General features: G+C 52.3%; 20 protein-coding genes. 6 read left to right on the forward strand and 14 right to left on the reverse strand.

All coding sequences use genetic code 11. The annotated features are described in order from the left end of the window. Window positions 1-153: 153 nt before the first annotated feature. Both EGJ09_RS25050 and EGJ09_RS25055 read left to right on the forward strand, forming a co-directional pair. A complete protein-coding gene (locus EGJ09_RS25050) occupies window positions 154-1,461 on the forward strand; it encodes a S9 family peptidase (RefSeq protein WP_158621144.1) in 1,308 nt (435 codons plus the stop codon). Continuing rightward, the gene (locus EGJ09_RS25055; protein ID WP_125925051.1) at window positions 1,410-1,835 is read left to right on the forward strand and encodes a hypothetical protein; all 426 of its coding nucleotides are present in this window, start codon (window positions 1,410-1,412) and stop codon (window positions 1,833-1,835) included. The genes EGJ09_RS25050 and EGJ09_RS25055 overlap by 52 nt, the downstream gene beginning before the upstream one ends. Before the next feature lie 106 nt (window positions 1,836-1,941). On the opposite strand, the gene EGJ09_RS25060 is transcribed toward EGJ09_RS25055, so the two are convergent. Next, complete coding sequence (locus tag EGJ09_RS25060; RefSeq protein ID WP_125925052.1) at window positions 1,942-3,144, reverse strand: MBL fold metallo-hydrolase; 1,203 nt, start codon at window positions 3,142-3,144, stop codon at window positions 1,942-1,944. A gap of 617 nt (window positions 3,145-3,761) precedes the next feature. On the opposite strand from EGJ09_RS25060, the gene EGJ09_RS25065 reads away from it, so the two are divergent. Next, window positions 3,762-4,340 (forward strand): tetratricopeptide repeat protein, encoded by a 579-nt coding sequence (locus EGJ09_RS25065; RefSeq protein ID WP_125925053.1) that lies wholly within the window; start codon window positions 3,762-3,764, stop codon window positions 4,338-4,340. Window positions 4,341-4,895: 555 nt separating this feature from the next. Here the strand turns inward: EGJ09_RS25065 and EGJ09_RS25070 are convergent. From EGJ09_RS25070 to EGJ09_RS25085, 4 genes are all read right to left on the reverse strand, one after another. Beyond that, a complete protein-coding gene (locus EGJ09_RS25070) occupies window positions 4,896-5,576 on the reverse strand; it encodes a hypothetical protein (RefSeq protein ID WP_125925054.1) in 681 nt (226 codons plus the stop codon). 440 nt (window positions 5,577-6,016) lie between these two features. Continuing rightward, window positions 6,017-6,739: a hypothetical protein gene (locus tag EGJ09_RS25075; RefSeq protein WP_125925055.1), complete on the reverse strand. Its 723-nt coding sequence runs from the start codon at window positions 6,737-6,739 to the stop codon at window positions 6,017-6,019. Between the two features lie 563 nt (window positions 6,740-7,302). Then, the gene (locus tag EGJ09_RS25080; RefSeq protein WP_125925056.1) at window positions 7,303-7,509 is read right to left on the reverse strand and encodes a hypothetical protein; all 207 of its coding nucleotides are present in this window, start codon (window positions 7,507-7,509) and stop codon (window positions 7,303-7,305) included. A 13-nt stretch (window positions 7,510-7,522) separates the two neighbouring features. Then, the gene (locus EGJ09_RS25085) at window positions 7,523-7,732 is read right to left on the reverse strand and encodes a hypothetical protein (protein WP_125925057.1); all 210 of its coding nucleotides are present in this window, start codon (window positions 7,730-7,732) and stop codon (window positions 7,523-7,525) included. A gap of 922 nt (window positions 7,733-8,654) precedes the next feature. On the opposite strand from EGJ09_RS25085, the gene EGJ09_RS25090 reads away from it, so the two are divergent. After that, a complete protein-coding gene (locus EGJ09_RS25090) occupies window positions 8,655-9,269 on the forward strand; it encodes a DUF6338 family protein (protein WP_177433181.1) in 615 nt (204 codons plus the stop codon). A 594-nt stretch (window positions 9,270-9,863) separates the two neighbouring features. On the opposite strand, the gene EGJ09_RS25095 is transcribed toward EGJ09_RS25090, so the two are convergent. The 5 genes from EGJ09_RS25095 to EGJ09_RS25115 all read right to left on the reverse strand — a co-directional run bounded on the left by EGJ09_RS25095 (window position 9,864) and on the right by EGJ09_RS25115 (window position 17,567). Next, a complete protein-coding gene (locus tag EGJ09_RS25095; protein WP_125925058.1) occupies window positions 9,864-11,531 on the reverse strand; it encodes an SIR2 family protein in 1,668 nt (555 codons plus the stop codon). A 327-nt stretch (window positions 11,532-11,858) separates the two neighbouring features. Further along, on the reverse strand, window positions 11,859-15,113 hold the full coding sequence (locus tag EGJ09_RS25100) for an SNF2-related protein (RefSeq protein WP_256658462.1): 3,255 nt from the start codon (window positions 15,111-15,113) through the stop codon (window positions 11,859-11,861). 442 nt (window positions 15,114-15,555) lie between these two features. Beyond that, window positions 15,556-16,113, reverse strand: a complete 558-nt coding sequence (locus tag EGJ09_RS25105; protein WP_125925059.1) for a hypothetical protein — start codon at window positions 16,111-16,113, stop codon at window positions 15,556-15,558. Window positions 16,114-16,167: 54 nt separating this feature from the next. After that, on the reverse strand, window positions 16,168-16,629 hold the full coding sequence (locus EGJ09_RS25110) for a hypothetical protein (RefSeq protein WP_125925060.1): 462 nt from the start codon (window positions 16,627-16,629) through the stop codon (window positions 16,168-16,170). A 32-nt stretch (window positions 16,630-16,661) separates the two neighbouring features. After that, window positions 16,662-17,567, reverse strand: a complete 906-nt coding sequence (locus tag EGJ09_RS25115) for a hypothetical protein (protein ID WP_125925061.1) — start codon at window positions 17,565-17,567, stop codon at window positions 16,662-16,664. 214 nt (window positions 17,568-17,781) lie between these two features. On the opposite strand from EGJ09_RS25115, the gene EGJ09_RS25120 reads away from it, so the two are divergent. Beyond that, complete coding sequence (locus EGJ09_RS25120) at window positions 17,782-18,027, forward strand: helix-turn-helix domain-containing protein (protein ID WP_125925083.1); 246 nt, start codon at window positions 17,782-17,784, stop codon at window positions 18,025-18,027. Between the two features lie 232 nt (window positions 18,028-18,259). Here EGJ09_RS25120 and EGJ09_RS25125 read toward each other — a convergent pair whose 3' ends face one another. Both EGJ09_RS25125 and EGJ09_RS25130 read right to left on the reverse strand, forming a co-directional pair. Then, window positions 18,260-19,132, reverse strand: coding sequence for a hypothetical protein (locus tag EGJ09_RS25125; RefSeq protein WP_125925062.1), 873 nt, complete (start codon window positions 19,130-19,132; stop codon window positions 18,260-18,262). A 732-nt stretch (window positions 19,133-19,864) separates the two neighbouring features. After that, the gene (locus EGJ09_RS25130) at window positions 19,865-20,782 is read right to left on the reverse strand and encodes an abortive infection family protein (protein ID WP_125925063.1); all 918 of its coding nucleotides are present in this window, start codon (window positions 20,780-20,782) and stop codon (window positions 19,865-19,867) included. Window positions 20,783-21,022: 240 nt separating this feature from the next. Between EGJ09_RS25130 and EGJ09_RS25135 the strand changes: the two genes are divergently transcribed. Then, on the forward strand, window positions 21,023-21,517 hold the full coding sequence (locus EGJ09_RS25135) for a hypothetical protein (protein WP_125925064.1): 495 nt from the start codon (window positions 21,023-21,025) through the stop codon (window positions 21,515-21,517). A gap of 94 nt (window positions 21,518-21,611) precedes the next feature. On the opposite strand, the gene EGJ09_RS25140 is transcribed toward EGJ09_RS25135, so the two are convergent. After that, window positions 21,612-22,115: a hypothetical protein gene (locus tag EGJ09_RS25140; RefSeq protein WP_125925065.1), complete on the reverse strand. Its 504-nt coding sequence runs from the start codon at window positions 22,113-22,115 to the stop codon at window positions 21,612-21,614. Next, the gene (locus tag EGJ09_RS25145) at window positions 22,112-22,699 is read right to left on the reverse strand and encodes a hypothetical protein (protein ID WP_125925066.1); all 588 of its coding nucleotides are present in this window, start codon (window positions 22,697-22,699) and stop codon (window positions 22,112-22,114) included. The genes EGJ09_RS25140 and EGJ09_RS25145 overlap by 4 nt, the downstream gene beginning before the upstream one ends. Window position 22,700: the final 1 nt, after the last annotated feature.

Below are 22,700 nucleotides of genomic sequence, written 5' to 3' on the forward strand. Positions count from 1 at the left end.
TCCTGTACATGAGTTCTATGTCGGCTTCATAGCCAATATTTTCTGGCACTGCTGCTGGGCAGTGTCGGAGCAGTGCCGGCGATCCTAATCGAAAGCCATGAGATCAAGATGCTCAACCGCGGCGCCGAGGGCGTCAGAGATCGAGGGTGGCGCATGAGTGATTCTTCAATGCGCAAACGGTTCCGACGATTGTTGAGTAATTTGCGCGCAGGGTACTTCGACAGGATTCGTGAGCAAGCGCACTCAACGCTTGTTGACCGCTTAACAGACGATGTCTTGCGACCGTTACAGGAGTTGGTGAAAATGGCGGTGCCGCGCTCATTGCGCGAACGGCCAGTTGGACGCATTGAATGTCTACTGCGCGTAGGTGGCACCAGCGTGCGCTTCACCGCGCGTTTCACCGAAAGCATCATCGGGCTGGCAGCCGTTCCCTTTTTCAGGCTTGCCAGGGGGCGCCGTTTCACAGAGCAACGGTTGCATGACCCAGATACCCAGCAACTATTAGGCTTACTGTGCCTGCCTCGACGGCGGTACCGCATTATGCCCGTCGTAGTCTTACTTCCAGGTTCAGGTCCTCAGAATGCCGACTACACTATCGGATCCAGTCACATTTTTTCTGAGCTGGCCTGGGGGCTGGCGGGACGAGGCATCGGCTCGGTGCGCTTTGACAAAAGGATGCCAGCTAATGCGGTGACTAGCGGTACAGTCCATGAGGAATACGTCCTGCCCGTCATGGCGATCCTCCGCGTCTTGGCTCTAAATGTACCCGACAGTCCGGTTTTTCTCCTGGGGCATAGTCTGGGTGGCTATGTCGCGCCACTTATTGCTTGGCGGCAGACTCAAATAGGAGCACCACTCGCCGGCGTCTTTGCAATGGCAGCACCCTGGCGTACCTTGGAAGACCTTATCGCGGCACAAGCCAACGAACTGATGCCCTTGTTGAACGACAGCGAGGTGCAGGATCTGCAACAGGATCTTGAGCACTTGCGTGCAGTAGCCAGCGCAGCGCCTGGGTCAGACAGGCTTGCGTTTGGCATGTCTTCGACTTACTTGCAGAACTTACGCGAGCATCATCCTGTCGACTGGCTCAACATCGACACCCAGACGCCGCTGCTGCTGCTCCAGGGGCTGGCTGACGAGCAGATCTCTCCACGGCTCGACTTTGAGCAATGGGTGAGCGCCACCGGCCACCGCTCTGCTTGCCAATGGCGAGCGTACGAGGGCCTGGACCATCTGTTCAAACGTAGCCAGTCGGGGCGTCCCGTCCAGGATTACGTCCGCCGCAGGACCATCGCCGCTGCTGTCATTCGCGACCTGGCTCGCTGGCTACATGCGCCTCAAGTCGCGCTGACAGCAAAGCCAGCCAATCGCGGATGGAGCATTGACGGTAAGGCACCCAGACCGACTCCGTGCTGTTCTATCGCCCGGCAAGCGTGTCCGGCACCGGTGCGACCTCGCTGAGCCTGGGCGGAGAACTCTTCGTCAACGGTGGCCGTCTGACGCTTGGACAGGCCTCCGGCTCCATGGCGATCGGTAACGAGCGCACCCAGGCGGTCAGGGATGCTGCCGCTATCGGCCACGGTGCGCAGGCGTCTGGCGCCTTCGGCATGGCGGTTGGCTACGAAGCGAAAAACTCGGGAGTCAACAGCCATGCCTTCGCGGGTAAACCCGCTCCCACAGAGTTCGCGCCAGCCTGGGAAAAAGAGCAATGGCAGTGCTTTCGCAATGTCCGCTTTGGGTTGTTAGCAGCCATTCGCGACCGACCGCTATCGACCCAAAGCGGCCTGTCGCGAGGGGCAGCAATCGGCCAAAGCAGACGGTTGGGTAGCGCTTAGCAGGCCTCACTTGTGGCTTGGAGCCAAGCAAATCTTCTAAAAAGTAACTTGTACTGATAAAGCTACGTAACAGTAGATTTTATCATTTCAATGTAATTTCTTGGTATCAAGGAACCGGAGCGCAATTGCACTGACGCGTCCCATCAGGTGTCCACCGCCCATTACTTGGGGTGAAGTTCAGATGTTGTGCAGCCGTCTGGTATGGGGCTGTTTCTGCTGGTCGGCAGACAGTGCAAAAGCGGTTGGTTGTATTCAGGTAGGCGACCCCTGGACGCTGTCTATAACGTCCATCGCTGCGGGCCCAGACCAGAGATTGGGAATCCTGAAATGCCCGTGAAATGTGGCCGTACGCGCAATCGTTATCACTGGAGCCATGATGGGGGGCTGTGCAGATCGCGTTATTTAGCGCGATGGCGGAGAGGTCGATATCAGTCAGCTGGGAGTCTGCACAAAAAAGTACCCCAGGCATACTCTGGGCCGGTGGTGCCCACAGCACCAAGCTCTCCTTATTGACTACCGTCAACCCGATCACATCCATAACAGAGTTGTCCCGAGGTTTGTGAAATTGGATTTCACGTGCGTTTAGCGGAACCAGCACGTTCTCGATGCCACCACTGGGGTGAGTTGTGTCATATTCAAACCAACGTATTGGGATTTCGTGATATAGCGCCAATAATGCGACAAGCATGATGCGATCCAAGGCATCAATCAGCTCAATGAATAGCGTCGTTTGCTCTTCAGTCAGGGCTTGTATAAGATGTTTGAGGCTTGATCGCTTATTCGCGGAATAAATAGAGCGATACCGCATCTCTGGGGAATGGAGGTGACGATATGGAAGTTGGGCTTCATTTAAGTAGTCCTCAATCGTCATGTCAGCCAGTTGCTCTGGTGGCTGCTCCCTCTCCTGTGGTGGCACATGCGCCGCTTCGTACGTAGTCGCCTCTCCAGTTCGGAGATTTTCGATTTTTTCTAATGCACGCTTAATTGGAATCTCACGGATCTCCGTCAAGAGTTTTTCGGCTATTGACGGACCGCGCTTCAGCGCGTGACCTATAACTTCAATCCATTTGCCCGGCAGCCATATTTCATCGCAGGCACGCTCTTGACGCAGCAGGCCAATGATACCGTCCACATGATCAGCGTCATTATGTGTGCAGACGATAATATCAAGGGGCCGAGCGTCTATTTCGTTCAGCTTCTGCCGCATCCATCGTGTACTTCTGCCGCCATCCACAAGCACCGAAAAGTTATCACGCTCAAAATAGAACGCATCTCCTTGACCTACCGGAATTGCGGTAAAACGGGGCATCGAATAATCCTAAGCGTTGAGAGAGGCATTGATTTCGTGATGGCTCTAAGCCATGGCTAGTATACCTACTCTGATTTCTGGATCCAATGGAGGGCCGGTCCCGCAGATCACGTGGGCCACCGTCAATGGAGAAGGCTCTTGTAATGGCGTAGCATCTAGCACTTGGTTAAACCTACGGGCCTAGGTCGTGCGCGACAATGCGAGAACGACCATCAAGTAACGACTGACCGGCAGCTTCTGGCCGATCGCTGCCCTTCACGAGAGGCCGCTATGGGTCGAAAGCGGACGGTGCACATAGGAATGATGTCCTGGCTACATGAGTCTGTTTCTCCGAGCTGAACGACCAGGTTGCCCTGGTGGCTGATCCTAATGGGCGCGCAGCAGTCCTCAGCGAGAAGGCCTATGCCGCGCGCCGACGGCGGGAGGTTGATGATGGCGACTTGGTCAACATGCTGGAACTAATCGAGTCGGCTAGGCTGTGGGCGCTGATTGGGGATGAAGAGGCTGCCTGAATAGCAGTGGCTTGAGGGCAATCCTGCTTGCCATCGCGGTCTTGTTGATGGGAGCGATTTCCGATAACGTCCTGCGCCCGATCAACACATGGCAAGGACTGCATTGTGCAACAGAGATTTAAGATTGTATTTGTCGTCAGCGTATTGATGATGACGTCCTGCACTTCGTCCACCTCTACTACGACCACCACGGATCAGCCCCGCATTTCCTCACAAAGCGAGTCGGCCTATGACCTGGGCGTCGAGGCATACAAGCGCAAAGACTATCCTGAAGCGGTGCGGCAGTGGCGTCAGGCCGTGGCGCAAGGAAATCGGCTTGCGTTCAACAATCTGGGTTACCTGGCCTACCATGGTCTTGGCATGCAGGCCGCCCCCTCTTTAGCTGTCGATCTGTGGCGTAAAGGCGCAACGCTCGGGGTTTCGGAGGCTCAGTGGCATCTGGGGCTGGCCTACCAAGAGGGTAAAGGTGTTGCGCCAGACCTCGTTGAATCTTACTCGTGGGTGCGTTGCGCCATTGATACTGCTACACGCAATGCAGCGCACGCGCATGAGGAAACCGAGTTGATGATTGCGAGCGATGCCCGCGAGAGCCTGGTGGAGATCGTTGACAAAATTCCGCCAGAAAAGTTGGCAGATGCCCGGCAAAGCGCCTTGGCCTGTATACGCGCCTTTAAAACTCGTTGATTAGGTCCCTTGGGCTAGCCAATAAGGCGGGAACGTAGGCAGAGATGCTAACGATGGACAACCCAGGGAATTAAAAAATTGCGAACGCATACTGTTAACATGGCAATTAGGAGCGCTCTGAAAGTTGAGAGTTACCTTCAGATCGTTTTGTCTGATGGGCTGTTTTGTCTGTCTACAACCCGTTCCTGTGTGAAGGCGTGAGCTTTGCCGATCTCAAAGGTTGTACCCTCTGCGAAATCCGTGAAGATGAAGCGGCCAATGTGATCATATTGGTGTTGGACAAAGGCGCCCTCCGTGTCAATGTGCACCCTGACGCATGGACCGGACCTGAAGCAATGGCTCTTTACGAGCAAGGTCATTCGATTGTGATCCGGAGTGACCCTTACCAAGCTCCCATCAATAGCTGACTACTGCCCTTGTTTATAGTCGGTCTGATTGTGTCTAAACCCACAGCTCGTGATTGACCGCCGTCGACGCATAGCTGCCCTTCACCAAGCAAAGTTACTGGCCAGAAGCGGCCGGTCTACCTGATAAAAATCTGCCCCCATTTCGTCATTACTTGAATACGTTTAAGGCTGTGATGCCGAAATGGTTAAAAATGCTAGTTGTTATTGCAAAAACAAACAAAAACCAAGGTATCACATAGTCAGGGCTGTCCTCCTTCCCAAGAATAAATTTCACCAGCCTCCATGATTTAAAGCACAGCCAACGATACCGCTCGTAAAAAATTTTATAGTTTCTGAAGTATAGATCCCCATGCTGCCCTCTGTCATATTGAACTTGGTATTCAAGCCTCAATTGATTTCCTTCATACCCGAAACCTAACGGGGTAACGGAAAGGCACTCCTTATTGTAATTTTCTATTTTATGCTTTTGCGCGTAATCCTCACGTTCTTGCTGAAATGCTTCCCTATGTCGCATTGCGTAGTCGGCCTCAGCTTTTTTCTTTAACGCCTTGTATATACTGGAGGCCTGATTCGAAAAGTCACCAATGACTAAAGAGCTTATGAAACCATGTCTGATCTTGTTTTTTGAACTTAAATAGAATCGCCATGCAAAATAAGCTAAGGCGGCATGAGCTACCCAGAATAACGCTTTAGGATTTTGTATTTTATAGTTTATTATTGACAGCCTAATGGAATCATCTGCCGGACTTAAAGCTAGTACCCAGTACAAAACAAACATCAAGGATATTAGCTTTAGATTTCGCGAGTGATGGTTTGGCTCACTATACATATTTTTCCCACCTTGATTCAGCTTTCATTTTTACTGCGCGAACAAATTTAAGTCGTTTAACTATCGTCAGGACTGGGCGCTTCCAGTTAACGCTACCAACTTGCGTCCAGCATGTTCAGCGTCTGCTTCTGCTTCTGACCATTTGCTGCCGCCTGCCAGAGGCTGCTTGGGTCTAAGGCGGTTAGATGCGACCGTATGCTTCGACCCGACGAACTACCGGTAAAGGATGACATCTGTCAAAAGCGGGCCGTAATTTGCGCGCCAGTACGCAAACTTAACCTTTTACATTTTACGCGTTTCATTCGCCCTGTATTCCTAAATCCAAAACTCGCAGATCAAGAAACTAGTTCTTGCATCGTGAGGCCCATTACCCGCACCCCAAAAATGAATAGATGCTGGTCATGTCTGGTGCACAGTAAAATTTATGATGCTTCTGGCGCCTACAAGGCTTCGTCGTTACTATTGTTTTTATAGATTCTTTTTAGTACAGCATCAAACTCCGGCCATGGGATGTCGTGTTTTTTGTTTCCAGGCTTCTTATACCAGTCATCAAAACTCTTTCGCTCCTTTTTTGTCATGAGCTGATAAACTTCTTGCATTTCTGGAGTCATCGAAGCTGCTTGAATGGCCATTTTGGTTCTGACCGTGTCAATGAACTCACGAAACATTTCTGCTGTAATCGAAAGGACGCCAGGCGCTAATTCCCAAGCGAGCACCTCAAACTCATAACCATTCTCGGGTATTACGGACTTATTATGTAGGATGCAGTGCCTAATTTTACGCAGGTCCCCCATCAATGGTGCAATCAATGCGCCAGCATCAACCCCAGCTGCTTTGGCTATTCTATGTCTATATGTTTCATCCCATAAAGAATAAATAGTGCATAGTAACGATTTGCAAATCTCATTAACAAAATAACCATTTTTCTTTGATTTTTCGACAAACGTCGAAATATCCATTTTGGCATGGTACTTCGGGTCGGATTCCGTATCCGATGCTATCCAGAATTTCTGGCCAGGCTTCGCCTTTTCCTTGCCTACCAAGTCTCCAGTTGTTTCTATCCCCCTAGAGGCAAACATCAAGCAGAATAAATACTCTTCGCAAGTCGCCTGGAACTCTTCCACCACATCGTAAACTGCGTTTTTTTCTGGTTTTCTTTCCATTCCTGATCTCGGCTAACTATAATCATTTCTTCATCTAAGAGGGCATTAAGATATTGCGCAATCATGCATTGGTTAGGAAGGGCGATGGGTGTTGCAGGGCGCTATCTATCGCCTTCATACAATACTGACATCATCGGACAAAATTATAAAGCAACGAATGAAGAGCGTAGCTATGCCACGCTATGGGACGGATTGCAACCACGACGCACTGTGACAGAGCCACCCTTTTCCTCTCCCTCCATGGACCACAGCACATAACCCGTGTTGCCAGTCCGGCCTTATGCTTCGAAAAAATTAGTAGGCCCCAAGCCCTCGCCTCGTGCCAGAAAATCTGTGCCACCTTCAGTTAATGAGGAAGATACGGTTAGCCCGCTCTTCCCATCTTGGCTTTCGACTGCAAGCTACTTTCCTGTGACCTAACCGAGATTGCCTTATCGGGCGAAGCGCACTTAATGGTCGTTCGTAGGCGCCTTTGCGAACGGTAGATAATGAATGGTTGCTGCGGCAGCTAAGGATCGAGAGCGGACATCAGCAGGACGTACAATCCTCCACGCCCTTGCCTGTCAGTGAGTGGTTCCTCCACCACGGCCAAAGGCCCGCATTTGATAGTCAGTCACGGCTTGAAAGTGCGCCTCGGCAATCAGACGCAACCGTTCCACCTCAATTGCAGGCGCGCCGGTATCCAAACCTTCGTGGTACAGCCGCATTGCCTCTACTGCCTCGGTGTAGGCTTTGTGATCAGGTGGCAAAATCTTGGGTGGATTGGGCATCAGTGCCTCTACGTCAGTGAATCGATTCGGCCAGGCTGCCGGCTTCGAGTAGCTGAAAATCCGCCGCAGCCTGATACAGCGAGTCCGCCAGTAGTCTGAGGCGTTCCACCTCCTCGGGAGATGCCCCACCATCCTGAGCGTTACGATGCGCTCTTATCGCCTCAAGGGCTTCGCGCAACAGTGGCTCGCCAGCTTCGGCCATGCCTTCCAAGGTTCGTTTCATGCTCTACCCTCCGCACTGAGTAGAACGATTATAGGGCGCTAACGAAGGGAGGGATGACGCGAAGTACTGCCTGCAACGGCTGATATCGACCCATAGCGGGCAAGCGCGGCTCCCCCAGGTACAGCGCGGGCCTGAAGGATGGGGTTAGTCATGTGGTAGCCGGCCGGCGATGAGGCCGATACTGAATACAGATCCTTGGATCGGTTTCCACCATGTGTCGATTGCGGCCACGCGTGATGAGCGCCTCAATAGAACGAGGCCCGTCCAGTTACCAACCACCCGCAATAGCGCTGCACAGCTATAACGCTCGGATGTTGTAACAGCTAGGACTGTCCCCTTTAGACAAGCGCAAAATCACTCACGCAGCCCTTCCCATCGATCGCTACCGTGAGGATCTGCGGATCGCTCAATCCTAAGCCCGGCTCCGTGTATATGAACTGCCACAGTAGTAATTTCACATCACCTCGAGTCTCACATCGCTCGAATGGACCAAGAAGGCCTCGAGCAGCATCTTATGCTCGAGCGTGCTCATCAGCCGATCTGCATTCACTTGCATCTACTCAGTACTCCGCTTACCAGATCGTAGGTTTGTAGGACAATCGACATGCAGGCACGGATTTTACTGATGAAATGTACCAATTGGTACAAAAAGCCGATCAAGCGTCGTAGGGTTCATGAATCCCGTGTTTATCGGGCAAGGCGCCTAGTAACATCACCGGCCTTACTCGCTCGACTAGATAACCAGACGGCCCTTGTACCTGGGCCAGAGGTGTGCGTCACAGTCAATGCTCGCTCGCATAGATTCTGCGGTCCGTGTGCGCCCTATCCAGCATGCACAGATGCCAGCCCCAAAATGGCTACCTAAGATCCAGACCCCACCGCTATAGTGATGGCTAACAGGCATCACTCAATGGGATAGGCAGTGGAAGACCTAGCAACGAAGATTCTCCCTCTGGTACAGATGCTGATACCAGGCTTTATCACTACGATGATTTTTTACTGGCTGGCAGACGTAAAAAAGCCAGGTCAGTTCGAGCGCACGGTTCAGGCTCTGATTGGTACCGGCATCATCACCATCATCGTATCCGGAATCTCAAAAGTCCTTCTTTGGGTGGGTGAGCATTGGTTCGCGATAGGGTCATGGACTACCGACACAGAGGCCACCTGGGGGATCGCGCTCGCGGTATGCCTGGGCCTAGGTTTGTCGTACGCGTCCAATCATGACTATCTATACAGAATCGCAAGGAAGCTTGGATTCACGTCGCGAGCCTCGTATCCAGAATGGGTATTTGCGTTCCGCAGGGGGTCAGGGCAAACCGTGGTGTTGACATTGCTTGATGGACGTCGGCTGTTCGGGTATCCACAGGTGTGGCCAACAGATCCGGCATCAGGCCATTTCTTGATTACACAGCCTTGCTGGATAGATGAAGAGGGTCAGTGGGCCGAGATGCCGGGGGTTGAGAGCTATTTGATCTCAAATTCCGACGTTTTGATGGTTGAGTTCCTTGAGCAGCAGGAGACATCGAATGACCAATAAAAGTGACCAAAGCAAAAAGCATGTGGTGGTGCGCGTCGCCAACGATGGAATGAATGTCAGTCCTCCGGCGCCGGTAAACGTGCGCCCCGCTACTCCTCCGCCCTCCCCACCTAAACCGTCCAACAAGGATAGGTAACTGATGTACGAAGAAAGAGGGATATCGCCACAACCCCGCCGCCCCAGCGGTAGCGATTCACAACGGCCTGCCCCGGTTAGCCAACGGCCGCCGACGCCGCCAAAAGCTCCGCCGGCACCACCGCGCCGAAACGGATAGCCTCAGGGTGCAAAAATTGGCTTAGCCAAATAACCAGGGTTGTTCGCCAACCTCGCAACTTGAGGCAGGCCGCAGCCGACGACAGAATCAATCAAAGCAAGGAATTAGCATGTCCAATCCACCAAGAAGGCCACCTAACTCCGTCAACGGCGGAGGCAGCAAAGAAACAACAAGTCAGCGCCCTGCCACTCCGCCCAAGGCACCACCTCCGGCACCTAAAAAGAAGTAGGGATGCTTCTTAGGTCGCGTTGGTACAAAGCTGAGCGATGCGCGTGAATCAAGCAGTTTTGCTTGATTCCGCCACCTTGTCCTTACCAACCCTACCCTGACATCGCTCCTAACGTCGGTGTAGGCGGGAAGCCGTCCACTATTTTGACAATCCCATCAACGATAGTTTTAGCCAGCCGTTGAGACACAAACACGTCATCCCGAGAATGGACGATGCCGTTTCTGATATGAATCCACTCATGCAAGTCAGAGAGACATTCATCATCGATCACGCGCCGCTTGGCTGCGCTTTTGATCATCCCTAACAGGGACAAATGAGGCCTTGAGGCAACGTCCTCATCTCTGAATCGCATCACGCTTCGCAGCTCGCCTTCAAGATAGGTGACTGCCGAAACGATAGCTGCACGATACTCCTTCACCCTCAGAAGTCGTCGCGCCTCACCCAGCTGGGAATCACGGTCTGACGGGAGCACTTTTTCGAGGGTTGCGATCAGATCGATCGCAAAATCCTCTGATTGAGAAGTCAACAGATCTGGCCGATAAATCACCTTCACGCCTTCCAAGGCGGTGGGCAACTGCTGACCCTCTCGCATCACCACGATCAATTCGAGAGGCCTTCCCTCTCTTCTTCTTGACGCTGCACGGCTGATTGCCATTTTCAGTTCAACCATCGTCCAGTTGGACGACAGATCAATGACCATCGCGATGGAGCGGTCGATAAGCGCATCCAGCTTCGCAATTACCATATCCCCCGGGGAGATAATTCCATCAGCCGTAATCGGGACGAGGTTGATGTCCTCCAGGGCGGGAAAAACCTGGTCCTTATAGAACGGCAGAACCTCCAAGGGCAGCGAGAAGAAACAGAGCCGCGATGGCGCTGAACGCGGTAGCGACAGCTCTTGCATCGCCCGCTCTTCAGTCGGTTTCATCACAGTGAAGGCTTCGTCCCTCAGCAGCTCTCGAAGCTCATCGAACGCCGCAGCCAGGATCTCTCCGTACTTGTCCCGCGTACCTGGGAGGTTTATCACCTTCACTCCGCGACGCTCGAATCGGGAGATATCAGATTGATTAGCGCCGACGACGATGGTGTAGGCAAATCGTCTAGTACGTCCTAAGCGCTGCGAGACCACGTGCCAGATCTGCCGGAAATCCGGGTCATCTAGGCTGTAGCCGACCAATACCGCCGTCTTGGTGATCAGAAGATTGGCTAGGTAGGTTGCGAACAGCGGATAGTTCGCGAGGAAGCCATCATAGTCAGCCTCCGTGACCACCATCCTTCTTGGATGGTGAAGATCGCCATGTAGCTTGAGCAGGTTCACCCCGGCCTTGGATGAGTTCAGCGACAGCTGCTCCTCTTCAAGGATGGGATAAACGACGTTGGGCCCGAGCCGGTACTCCTGCTCCAGCAGAAAATCGAAGTTCGTTGTGCAGACGATATCGAACGGGATGGAGCAAAAGCTCTTGTGCGCCGCCCCAGGCTGGGCTTCGTGGATCAGCAGCACCTGCGTGAGCTTGTCCATCAACCTCGCGCGCCCTAGCTCATGCTCGTAAGCTGAGATCGCATCCAAAGCGCCACTGGAATTGAAGTCAATTAAGTCGTCTTCGAGGAGCTTACCAAGCTCTCCCCAGAGCGGTGGTCTCTGACCTGATGTGACGTGGGCATTCAGAGACATACCGGCGCCGATGATAGGCAGCCATCTGCCGTTGACGAGGTCGTCGAGGACAGGCTTGGGGAAGTATTTGAGGTAGGTTGTGGTCACTGCTAGATCCCTCTTGAGCAGCGCCGGACGATATCAGTAATGGCGTTTAGATGTCACGCCCCGACGCCTCCATAGGGTGCTTGAAACATGGCAGAGAAACTTGATCTCACAAGCCTTACATGAGCCTGAAATCCTGGCTGCGCTCAACGTCCGTACAGACGAAAGTGATGCACAAACGGAAGGGGTACAGATGTACTCTTACCTCACAACCATCGTTTAGATAAGGGCGCAGCACCAGCAGAATCGGAGCAAGCCCATGCTTATTGCACATAATGGCCGGGGCCTTTTCATAAAATCCACGGCCTGTGAAATCAGGCCCCGCACACATTAATTAGCGTTTGGTTTTCCGTAACCCAAGACACAAGCGACTATTCGCTCTTCCCAACGCCTCCGCAATTCGACACCCTGGAGTTTTTTCAAGAGTGCATCTACCTCAATGGGGCGAGGCTTGAGGCTGGGCTCAAGGTCGCGCAGTCGCATCATGGTAGTCCGCCGCCCTTTCTTCTGTAGGAGTTCAGCACTTCGAGGACGCACCAACTCAAGCCAAAGATCGGCCAAATGCCCCCAGTCAGGCGTGAGATCACCTGAACCCATCTCGAACATTTCCAGGAGCTGCTTGATCTGCTCGGCTTCATCCTCGGAGGATATCCAGTTCGGATCGCGTATCCACATCGCCACCGCCCAGTGGAACTGATCAATGGCGCGCTGCTTCTTTTTAGGCAGCAGCAGCTTTTCCATCTCGCTCAAGGTGGCTAGGAATTTTTGAAGCTCACCCATAGCTGCTCGGGTTGGGTTAAGGGTCTGAGCTTCGGCCGGCAGGCGCTCCCTAAGGTGCTTAACAATCTCGCGCAAATCCACAACCGGTTGCTCAGCTAAACCTGGAAGCAGAATCCATCTTGGTGCACGTGCGCGCTCGCCAGCCAAGCAAAGAAACACCCAAGGCTCTGCTGCACCAACAACACTCACCCTGGACAGCACCTTGCTTGTCTCACTCCGATACTGTTCATACAGGCTTGGGCTGATCAAAGCGTTTGGCCCGCTGACCAGACCCCGCACAGGCGCGAAGGCGTCTTCAATGCCGTCCCAATATCTCGACTCCCTAGCCCGCATCTCCTTTTCCAGTTCCTCCTGCGTAACAATCCGGTCCTCATGCGGGGTGCGCATGTCCTCAGGGAGCATCAAATTTCCCCCGATTAGACTGTCCACCTCATCTATGCGGCGGAAGAACGTCTCGTCTGACCTAAGGGCAAACTCAGGACTGTCTTTCGGCCACCAAGACTCGATCTCGATGTGACGACTATCCATCCGGTCAATACGCCCAACACGCTGCTCGGCTATGCGAACAACGCTCGGCATATCTAGGTGAACGAGGGTGGATGCCCGCTGGAGGTTGACGCCTTCAGATAGCGCATCGCTGCAAAGGACAATCAGGCGTCCTGCCGACTGGGCCTCAGGATCCAGAAGCGACTGAATGTGTTCATGACTTCGGCGGTCACCACCAATACCCAAGACCACCTCAAAAGCCCGAGAAACGGGAGTACGTTTGGTCAACAAGTGCTCGAAATATCTCAGCGTGAGCGGATAATGATCGAATGCCAAAATCTGCTCATGGCGTTCCAACATTTCTGCCAGCAGTTCAACCTTGCGCAACTCGCGATGACCGCTCATTCGTTTCAATCGTTCGAGAATCGCAGCATAGATCGAGCATTCTTCATCGCACACACGCGCATGCTCAAAAGCGTCGGTGAGCCATGAAGGCAACGCGATTCCAAGGTGGTTTTCCGGTATGGAACCCGACAGCCTTGCGGTACGGTCCAGCATATTGCCGGTTTCGTCATCCCCGACTTTCAAAGCGTCTTTATCCAAACCCATTCGACGCCAAGCTGCACGCTCTCCTTCGATATGTCGGTAAAGTGCCAGACTGGACGAGCGAAGGCTCGACATCACATGAAACAGGGCCAAGGACCGGGCGGCCTTCAAGCGGAAGCGTAAATACAGCTCTGGAGTGATGCCTATTTGCCTCAGGCTTTCTGAAAGCACCAGAGGTTTTTGAAAATGGGAAACCCCCTTGAGTTGCAACGCTAACAAGCGAATCTCACTTGCCAGCCTTCGGTCCTGCTCAGGTTCATCCAATGAGTAACTGGCAGAGATTTGCTTCGGATACCGGCATATCCGTCCACCCGGCATCTGGTAAGCCTCAGGCTCCAGATCGACCATAGCGTTGAGTTGCGCTTTTGTGCGGCGTAACGTGAAACTCGCGATTCCAGCCTGGAGCGCCGATAAATCTTCGTGGATATCGGCGACACCCAGACCGCCTTTGCTCAAGCGCTCAAATACCCCCAGTACCTCATCATCGAAATTATCCGCGCCGAGAATGTCGACTAAGCGAAGCAAATCCGCACGAGTACGATTGATGGGTGTCGCGGTGAAAAGCACGACCTGGTCAGCGAGGTTCAGCTTCAGGTACCGTGTTCGTTTGGATGTCTGGTTCAGGAAATTGTGGGCTTCGTCAACAGCGAGCGTCTGCGCCGTCGACAAATGAATGGCCAAGTTGGAGCTATCCTCCTCGCTCAGCCTGCTCAAAAGGCCGTGAGATACGGTGGCAATATTGAATCCACACATGGCGGTTTCTCTGTCCCAGTCTTTCCGTACAAGCGGCGGACAGATCAAGAGCATTGCGCCCTTACGGGCTCTTGCTAATGACCAGTTTCGGTCATGCATAGCCCTAATAAGATGCGCACCCAGCCTGGTTTTACCAGAGCCCGCAGCGTCCGCTACTAAAGCTGCCCCGACTGTATCTAGGAGATACAGCGCTTGCCCTATGCCTTGGCGCTGGGACGGCCACAGATCAACAGGATCGATCTCCAAAAGCGATTCCAGGTAATGATGGGCCCACTCGCTTTCCAGCAATTCGGCGCTTGCCCTGGCAAGGCCCTCCTGCCAAGTGACAAACTTCAATAATTGCTCAAGGAGCGCTACAAAGGCATCCTCGGCGTCCTTTCCTTGACTCCAGAAGCACTCAGCGACCTGTTTTGCCTCTAAGAAGCGCGCTCTGTCACCCGATGTGAAACGTACGTTCGCTTCCTGCTGAGTATGCAAGCCTGGCCAGGTGAAGTTGCTGGAGCCAAGGGTCACAGCCCCCGCTGAGCAGTACATTTTGGCGTGCAGCCGCCGGCAACCAGTTGGGTAGCGGATGCGGACGTGGCCAGCTTTTACAAGCTCAATACAGTGCAAAACCTGCCCGCATAACGCCAACGATATGCCCCGCTCAAGCCAGTACGCACGCATTTCTGCTGAGAAATCATAGTTTTTGAGGCTCAACCTTGGATTTCGAACCGTCACCGGATCAGAGCCAAGGATGATACGAATGGGGGTCTGCGCTTTCCCACGTGCCGTAATCAACTGAATGAGCTGCTCCAGACCGCTATAGCCCGTCACGATCAGCGCATCCCAGTCATTACAGAGGTCGCGGATGACAACGGAGTACACGTCGCGATCCCCCAGGTTCATCGGCATCCTTGACTGGTCAGGCAAATTTCCATCGAAGGGATTCTGCTCAGAACCGAATAGTGAGCTTTGCATAGCCACCTCGACATCAGTGTGGTTGACTGGTCTATGCTAGAAGGATGTGCGGAGACCGCGAATCGATGGGGATGGCCGTTTCGAGGTGTAAATTCGGCGAAAATGCTGCATTGAGCAATCCACTCATCCAGCCAGGAAAATTAGCCTGGTTTCACCCGCTCTACTTCCGCAGTTCAGGATGGCTTCGAGAAAAGCACACAGAGCGTCAAATTTTCCGCTGTGCTGGGCTAGGCAAGAATCCGTTGGTCGCCGCCCTTACTTCTGCCGACGATCGGCCGTAGATTGACGCCAGCTCTGGGTTAGTGCAGACAGGCCCCAACGTTAACTCAGGTCGAAGCCAAAACCCTGACGGGATAGCTTGCTCGCGATAGCCACGTAAGGAAGAGAGCGAAAGAAGACCGCGAGGTGATCACTACCCCCCACGGCCTCAGCTGATTGACGCTCACATGCAGAGCGTCGCATTAAGTTGGTCAAAACCACGCACGTCATACACGTAACCCACAGACGAGTTACGACCCACAATTCCCTCTGTTGTGACCGTAAGCTTTTCTGCGTGCTGAAGCTGATTAGCTAGCTGGCTACCGCTGGGTGCTTTTAGCTCAGCGTGTTGCCAATCTAGGGCCCACGTTTCTGTGAAAACTGCTTTGCTATCAATCTTGAAGGTCAGATCGAATGACTTGTTGCTACCATTCGCCAGCCCAAGCATATAAGGAAGCGCATCAATCCTCATCGAACGCTTACCTGCAAAGCAGTCTATGGTGAGCTTCAGTCGCCCCTGGTGTGGCACCCCCAAGGTACCAACCGCAGGCGTGGTGCCCGATACATATTTACCCTGCGTTTTGGTACTGGGCTGACTTGCTGTCTCCGGTTTCAGTCGTAGCCAGCTACCGAATATGACTGCTCCATTTTTCCCAGCACTTACTCGGCATGAATCAGAGCCACGACCTGCCAAGATATCGCAGAAATCTGCTTTTGCAATCATCGGGAGCAGTGCTAACACGAGCACGCCAAGATTCAAAGCCCTAACACTTAGCATATAAAAACTAACCTTTCATCAGGGCCTGTAGGATTCAACCATGTGCGCAGCATATTTCATTTTGTCAAACATGCTTATCAACATGATAACAATCGGCGTCAAAACAACACCGACAATGATTAAGATGAGCCCTAGAGATACAGGCAAAAAACACCACAAACTGTAATATGCGAACGAGTTGGTGTGGTCGTACGAAGCGTTAGTCGATAGGTTTTTGAGAGCATAACCTTCTAACTGCCCCTTTTTCATCTTCCCCACAACTACGACTTCATCTCCCTCTCGAATGCTTACGCCACCCTCATGCTTGAAAGACGCAGAGATCGCACCGATTCTAAAAGTAAATTGATCACTGCTGCTGATGCTGCCGGATACGTTACCTGTCAAAGCACCGGTTCTTACGCTGCCTGTAGTGTGAACACTGCTATTGACACTCGAGACTTTTCCGACAATTCGGACCAGCCCTTTTTTGATTATTTCCATCTATATAATTTCCTGAAAAACAAATGACGCAGTCAGATCTTCGTTTCCAAGATGACATTCCGATCAGCACCTATCAGCACAAGCTTTTGCGGCGAAATCAAAACTCGCCGCTCTTTCACAAGGGCCCCACCAACTTTATCACGCTGCACGCTATCGACGTACCCAAACACCTCGATCCTTAAACTGTCTTTTTCAGCCGCAATTTTTCTTGCCAGCTCAGGATCCTCGACCTTCAGACGAACATTGGAGCCTCCCACAAAACCTATTTTCAACTCAGTATTTGACGTACGGAAATAACAGCGTTCTTGATCGGCTCCTTTCAGATTTTGCGCGATACGTTGCTCATCTTTCGAGTACTGCAACTTATCGGAAAACAAGCAGTGGTCTATCTTGAAATTCTTTTCTTCAAAATTATATTTACTTAGTTTAAGAGCAGCTTGTTGGCCAGGCACGCTCAGAAACCTTACTAACCTGTTACCATCGACCTTGCTAGCCTCAACTTTGGTTTGCGCTAGGATTTGCTCGCTCAGGTCGCGTTTCTTAAATTCGTCTGTCGCATCGTCATATTCGCGCCCGAGTTTGAAAACCTCAGAGGATTCTGCCTCTCCTAGGACAGAGGTTTTCAGAAGCTCGGCGATATCCTGACCACTCTCCTCCCAATTGCGTAGATTATTGTACAAACCAAATCCTACAGCTGGGTTCAGGATATCCAAATAGGAGTCTGGCGCGCCCTGCCCTGGGTTCTCAAATTTTGCGGAAAAAGTCGAGTTCAACTCATCGAAAGCTAGTTCATCACTCTTGACACTGCTCTTAGCATTTGTATTCGCGGATGCGGGAACTGTGTTTTCGTCGTCTTTGCATCCGGACATAACTCCTAAACTAGCAATGGTAGCAACCACTGCAACGATGTTTACTAGGTTAGGTTTTTTGATGAACATCGAAACGTCCTTTTAATAAACGAGCGCAAATTGGAGTACGCCAAAAGGTAAACCTGTGGACGTAGGACCTAGCCGTGGCGGTCTTGAACACCTAGATCTTGACCGTCTAGGAGGCGGCGTCAGCCCCACCCTGAAGCACCTGCGGGCATCAAAAACACAAAATGGGTCGTAAATGCCGTGGTCGTGAATGCATCATACGTTGCAGATTTCGCCGATGGCAAGAATTTCGGCGGAATCAGATAAGCACGGGGACCTCGTTAAGCTCGGGATGTCCATACGTGTGCGTAGGAAAGCACTTGGACTTTCTCAAGAAGCCCTAGCTGACGCCGCCGAGGTGGACCGTGCGCACATGGGAAAAATCGAGCGCGGGGAAAGAAACGTGACGTTTCTGAACATCCTAAGGATCGCAGTGGCGATCAGATGCAAGCCTTCTGAGCTGCTACAGGATGCGGGTTTGTAGCCTTCCGAGGTGTGAACGGCAAACCCTAATCAATGCTGTGAGCCATGCACCTGGCCTGCAATTTGGCGAGCTTTCTCCGACGTGCGCGCGGAGACCCAATCCTCCTACTGCGCTGGTCTAGTTTCGCCCGCGGGCGAGTCACAGCTGCACAGCTCCTCTCAAAACCCAGCATTTCGCCTGAATATCACTAGCGAAGTAACGTATGCGAGAGAGGAAACGGAAATTTTAGCCACTAGTCAATCAATCGCTCATCGATGACCAGAGATGGATTTAGGGAAATCGAAAACCCGCCTATAGTCCCTAGATCAGTAAATACATCAAAACCTAACAGCGGGTATTTATGGCTTGCCACGTCAGCTATATACATGGTTCGGGAAGTAAACCTAGTTGCCATACAGATTTGGGCATACCCACCGATTGAGGAAAGCGAAGAGTCTTTGATTATTTGCTGCAATGCCACAATGGGAGCCCGCCCCTTCCAGTAGCGTTCCTCAGCACAAACCGCACTTTTACGCTCCACCTCTCTTAACACCTCTTCTTTTTTATCACCCAACACAACATAAGCGTCACCAGAGACATCCTTTTCCTCAAAGCCAACTAAAGCCGGATGCTCCGGTGCATTCTTAAGAACAAAGGCCTTTGTGCCATTATGCCTCTTACAAAATCCGAATACTATGATTTCACAGCGTGCGTTATTTGGATGAGATTGCCCCATAGCCAACAAATATTTTTGGGCTATTTTTTGAGCCAGCCTGGCAACCTCTTCAATGCTTGGCATTCGCTCTTCGAGACTCTTGGACACATCACCATCACCGTCGTAAAAATTCACCTCCGAGATATTATCCAAACACAGCGCCAAAATATCCTTCACACTAGTCCCGATAAGGGTGCTGCCCGCAAACCCGTAACAAACACTCAAAATCCTACGAGAATGTTCTCTAGTTATAGTACTCTCACCGCAGTACAAGCTAACCGGAAGCACAAATAGCTTCTGCATACTATCGGTCATTGATCCCGCACCACTTGAAACCCTAGAATCTGCAACCGCCCATAGTCCCGGATACCAATCTTCAGCCCTATTGTTCCAGCATATAATTGAAGTCATGCGAAACTCTTCCTTGTCTAGCCTCGACATCCCAACGACGCCACTCAGCCACTTAGAGCTAGCTTAGTCCAGAGATCTACTCAGCAGCTGTCCAGCAGTCCACATCTCAACCGTCACTCGTGAAGAGCAGAGTCGGACAGGCTTCGGCGGTCCCGCTCTAGGCGTGAGTCGACGTGCATGACGACCAGAATCCACATGCTTTGGCTGACTGGAAGAGAAGGGACGCTTCGATATGCTCGCAAAAAGCTGTGCCCTCAAGGTCTCGCTGACACGATCCATGCGGTATTTGCGACATCTCTTTTCGTAGATAGCCTGAAAAATCATCGGCCTCGTATGGCCCCGACTTAGGGCAACGAGCGTCCCTATACCAAGAGACTGGACGACGTAATCGGCGCGCTCCTGGCTGGAAACCTCTGGTTACCATTTGGCCTAGTGAGGCGGACGCAACTTATTTGCAGTATTTTCGAGCATGTGCCTTCTCAGTCAGACCGCAAAGCTGACGCACGCATGCAGGTTAGCGCTAAAATTTCGCCGATCCTCAAAAAAGCTTTTTGAGATGTATGTGCCAACAGCGAGTTTCGCGCTAATGCTTGAAAACAACGGCAGCTTAATTAAGTTCGAAACTTAATGGGTTCGGACGCCCCATTAGCAGGGGCACGCTTCAAACCAGGATAGCCATTACCGATGGTCTCGGTGATGGCTGTTTTTGTTGTATATTTATCTTCACGCGACCTAATCAGTGAGCGGAGTAGCCGACTCTGCTTTCAATACCATCTCGGTTTGCTTGAGGATAAACGCTGAACCGGCGCCGGCTAGGTGATTTATTAGCTGCGCTACCTCTACTCCGGGAGCGGCATAACCTTCGTTTTTTCCGTGAGCTGTACTGCTTGAGTTCCTGACAGTGCCGATGCCATGGAAAATTCCCTTAAGCCCTCCAAGCATTTGAAGAGCACCTGCATCAACCGCCTGCCCATCGTGCAGCTTATTTCCAACTCGGTTGATGAGCTTTACCAAAGGCTCAGTCTCGTATCCGACATCACCTAGCTGTTTGAGACAAGCCTTCAGGACTGTTTCCAGGTGTGAAGAACTACGAGCGATGGAATCCTCAGGGTCGCTTTCGACTACAGCTCTGGCTTTCTGCCATGATTCAAGAAGAGTTGGATGCTCTTCAAAATTCTCAGACAGATCAGCATCAATCTCTGCCTTCTCAGCTGCTACGAACTTTGTAAGCCATTCGTTCGCGCTGGAGAAAAGCGTGTGCTCCTCCTCCAGGGTGTCAGCAATGTCTGCGACAAGAGAGTCTAGGTATTCAGGTCCACTCAGAAGTGCCAGCCAGCTGAGTTCCACCGCGTCCAACTCGTAGTCATCCTGTTTGGTATCGTCGCAGTAGTCTGAGAAACTACTGGTTCTGACCATAAGCTTGGTGCCGTCGAAAAATAGCCAAGCTACGCGCCCTCCGCTAAAGCCACTCTCCTCGTGTTCCCAGGTAGAAACTGTCACATACTTACTGGAGCCCCGGCACCCGAGACCATCCATCAAGCCCAAAAGCTTTTCCTCGAATGCTTTTAGCCTCTCGAAGAGAAACCGCCGCTCGTTTTTTACCCTCGCAGACAGGGCTGCCAACCCCGCCATCCCATCGTGCTTCCCCATGCCTTCCCTGCCTCCATCCGAAAGCGATGTTGTACAGGAGCCCAGCGGAAATTTCGACTCAGCCGCGCCAGAACTAAACTGAAGGCATTCTTACACCACATACCCCTCTAGCCGTCAACGCGAAGCGCGCCTGGGGGTGATATAGAACCGGTTGCGTGATAGCACCTGCCCCTCGATACCGCAGAGGAGCCCCTCCCGTTATGATTGCTGCCGGGAAGTCTGATCTGTGAGGGAACGAAAATGACTGACGGAATGCTCGGTTTCATCGGAGGAATTTTAGCCGCTCTCGTAGGGGCAATCATTGCTGCGATCATCCAGCGAGCCAATGAGCATCGCAAAGAAAAAAATGCAGTGCGGCACGCTGTGTACATGCTATTGCTGGAGCTGCATCAGCAGTATTTTTGGGTGGCATCCGCTGAAGCGAGCGGCGACGAGACCCCTCAAGGAATGCTTGATGCTTGCCGGAAAACGTCCTGGACAATTGCTGACAAATTACGGTCCTTTGACCAAGTCGAGCACCTGGAAGAAACCCTCACCATTCTCTTCAGTTCGTCCATCCCAACCGCAAATGAACGAGCCAACCGCTTAGACGCCCTACTGAGCAGATACGGAGAACTGGTGAACCCCCAGTACGCTAGGGCCATCAGAAAAATCAGCACGGATAACGTGATTAGTCAGGCACAGCGGGGGACTATGAAGACAAATGCGCCAGGAGCCGCATTCCACCCGCGCTAGGGCTGGTTTTTTTGGCCAGTCAGACCCACCCTACCTCTAAAACAACGTAGACGCAGGTCGCTGAAGCTGGCAATGGTGGTCGCCGCAGGATTTTCTAGAACTCATCGACGCAATAGCCCCAATTCGCCATCAACTCGTCTACAGCCAAGGATATTCTCGACTCGGCCATCAATTCGGATGGCGTAAAACTGAGAGCTACTGCAACGGCCATCGCGAAATCATCCAGATCAGAAGGGGGATAGGGCCAAACCTGGATATTCATAACAGCCGAGTCGAAGGGCTGACAGCTTTCTACTTTTTCTACCACGCTGCGGATGCCAAGCCAGTCTTCCAAAGACAATGCGTACGTCTTCTGACTCCCATCCCCAATCATTGTGTGCGTACTCAGATAGGATTCACCAGCAACAGCCAAGCCTGGATGGCCAAAGCACTGCACACTGTAGGACATCAATCTAGGGGATGAGACCATGCTACGCACGAGCTTGAAATCAACCGCACCCTTTTGAAAATCATCATCGAGCAGTCTGCGCAGACGCCCTTCAAGCCCCTGTTCGTTCGCCATGACGATGTGAGATCGATTTAGAGATTTGAGCTTCACACCCCTACCCCGCCACCGAACCTTCTGATGAACACATAGATCTCCTCACATCCCTCACTCGATGCCAGAAGCTCAAAGGGGCGGCGACCACCAAGCCCCAGGCACTCTTGGTTCACCCAGCCGATGGAATGCTCCTTAAAGAACCAAAGCAGCAACGCTACGGTCTTGGCATAGCTGTCGATGTAGCCTTGTTTACTACCGGCAAGGTGATCCGCCGCATCTTGGTCTTGATGCAAGTGACAGCGCGTGCGAAGCCACCCTTGGCGCTCACTAACACTGCCCAGGCTACCGCAAATCTCACAAACACAGCCAGAGACCAGCTCTGCGATATCGAGCGCTCGATCTATCACTTCGTCGCCCCCGTGCTGATAGATACGTAGCAGCCCGAATTTTTCCTTAACGTCAACGACCTCTATCTCCAGTCGTTGCAGCTCGGCGTAGCGCTCCACGAGCTGTAGATTGGAGGCAATGAGGTCAAACCATCCATTCATGCACTCGAAGGTAAGAGCTTCTTCCTGATGGCCCTGCTTTCTGAAAAGGCTAGCGTGCCGAGACACCAACCCAACCTCCAATAGCCTATACATA

It is taken from the genome of Pseudomonas sp. p106 (assembly GCF_003936645.1).
In the GTDB taxonomy this organism is placed as follows: domain Bacteria; phylum Pseudomonadota; class Gammaproteobacteria; order Pseudomonadales; family Pseudomonadaceae; genus Aquipseudomonas; species Aquipseudomonas putida_E.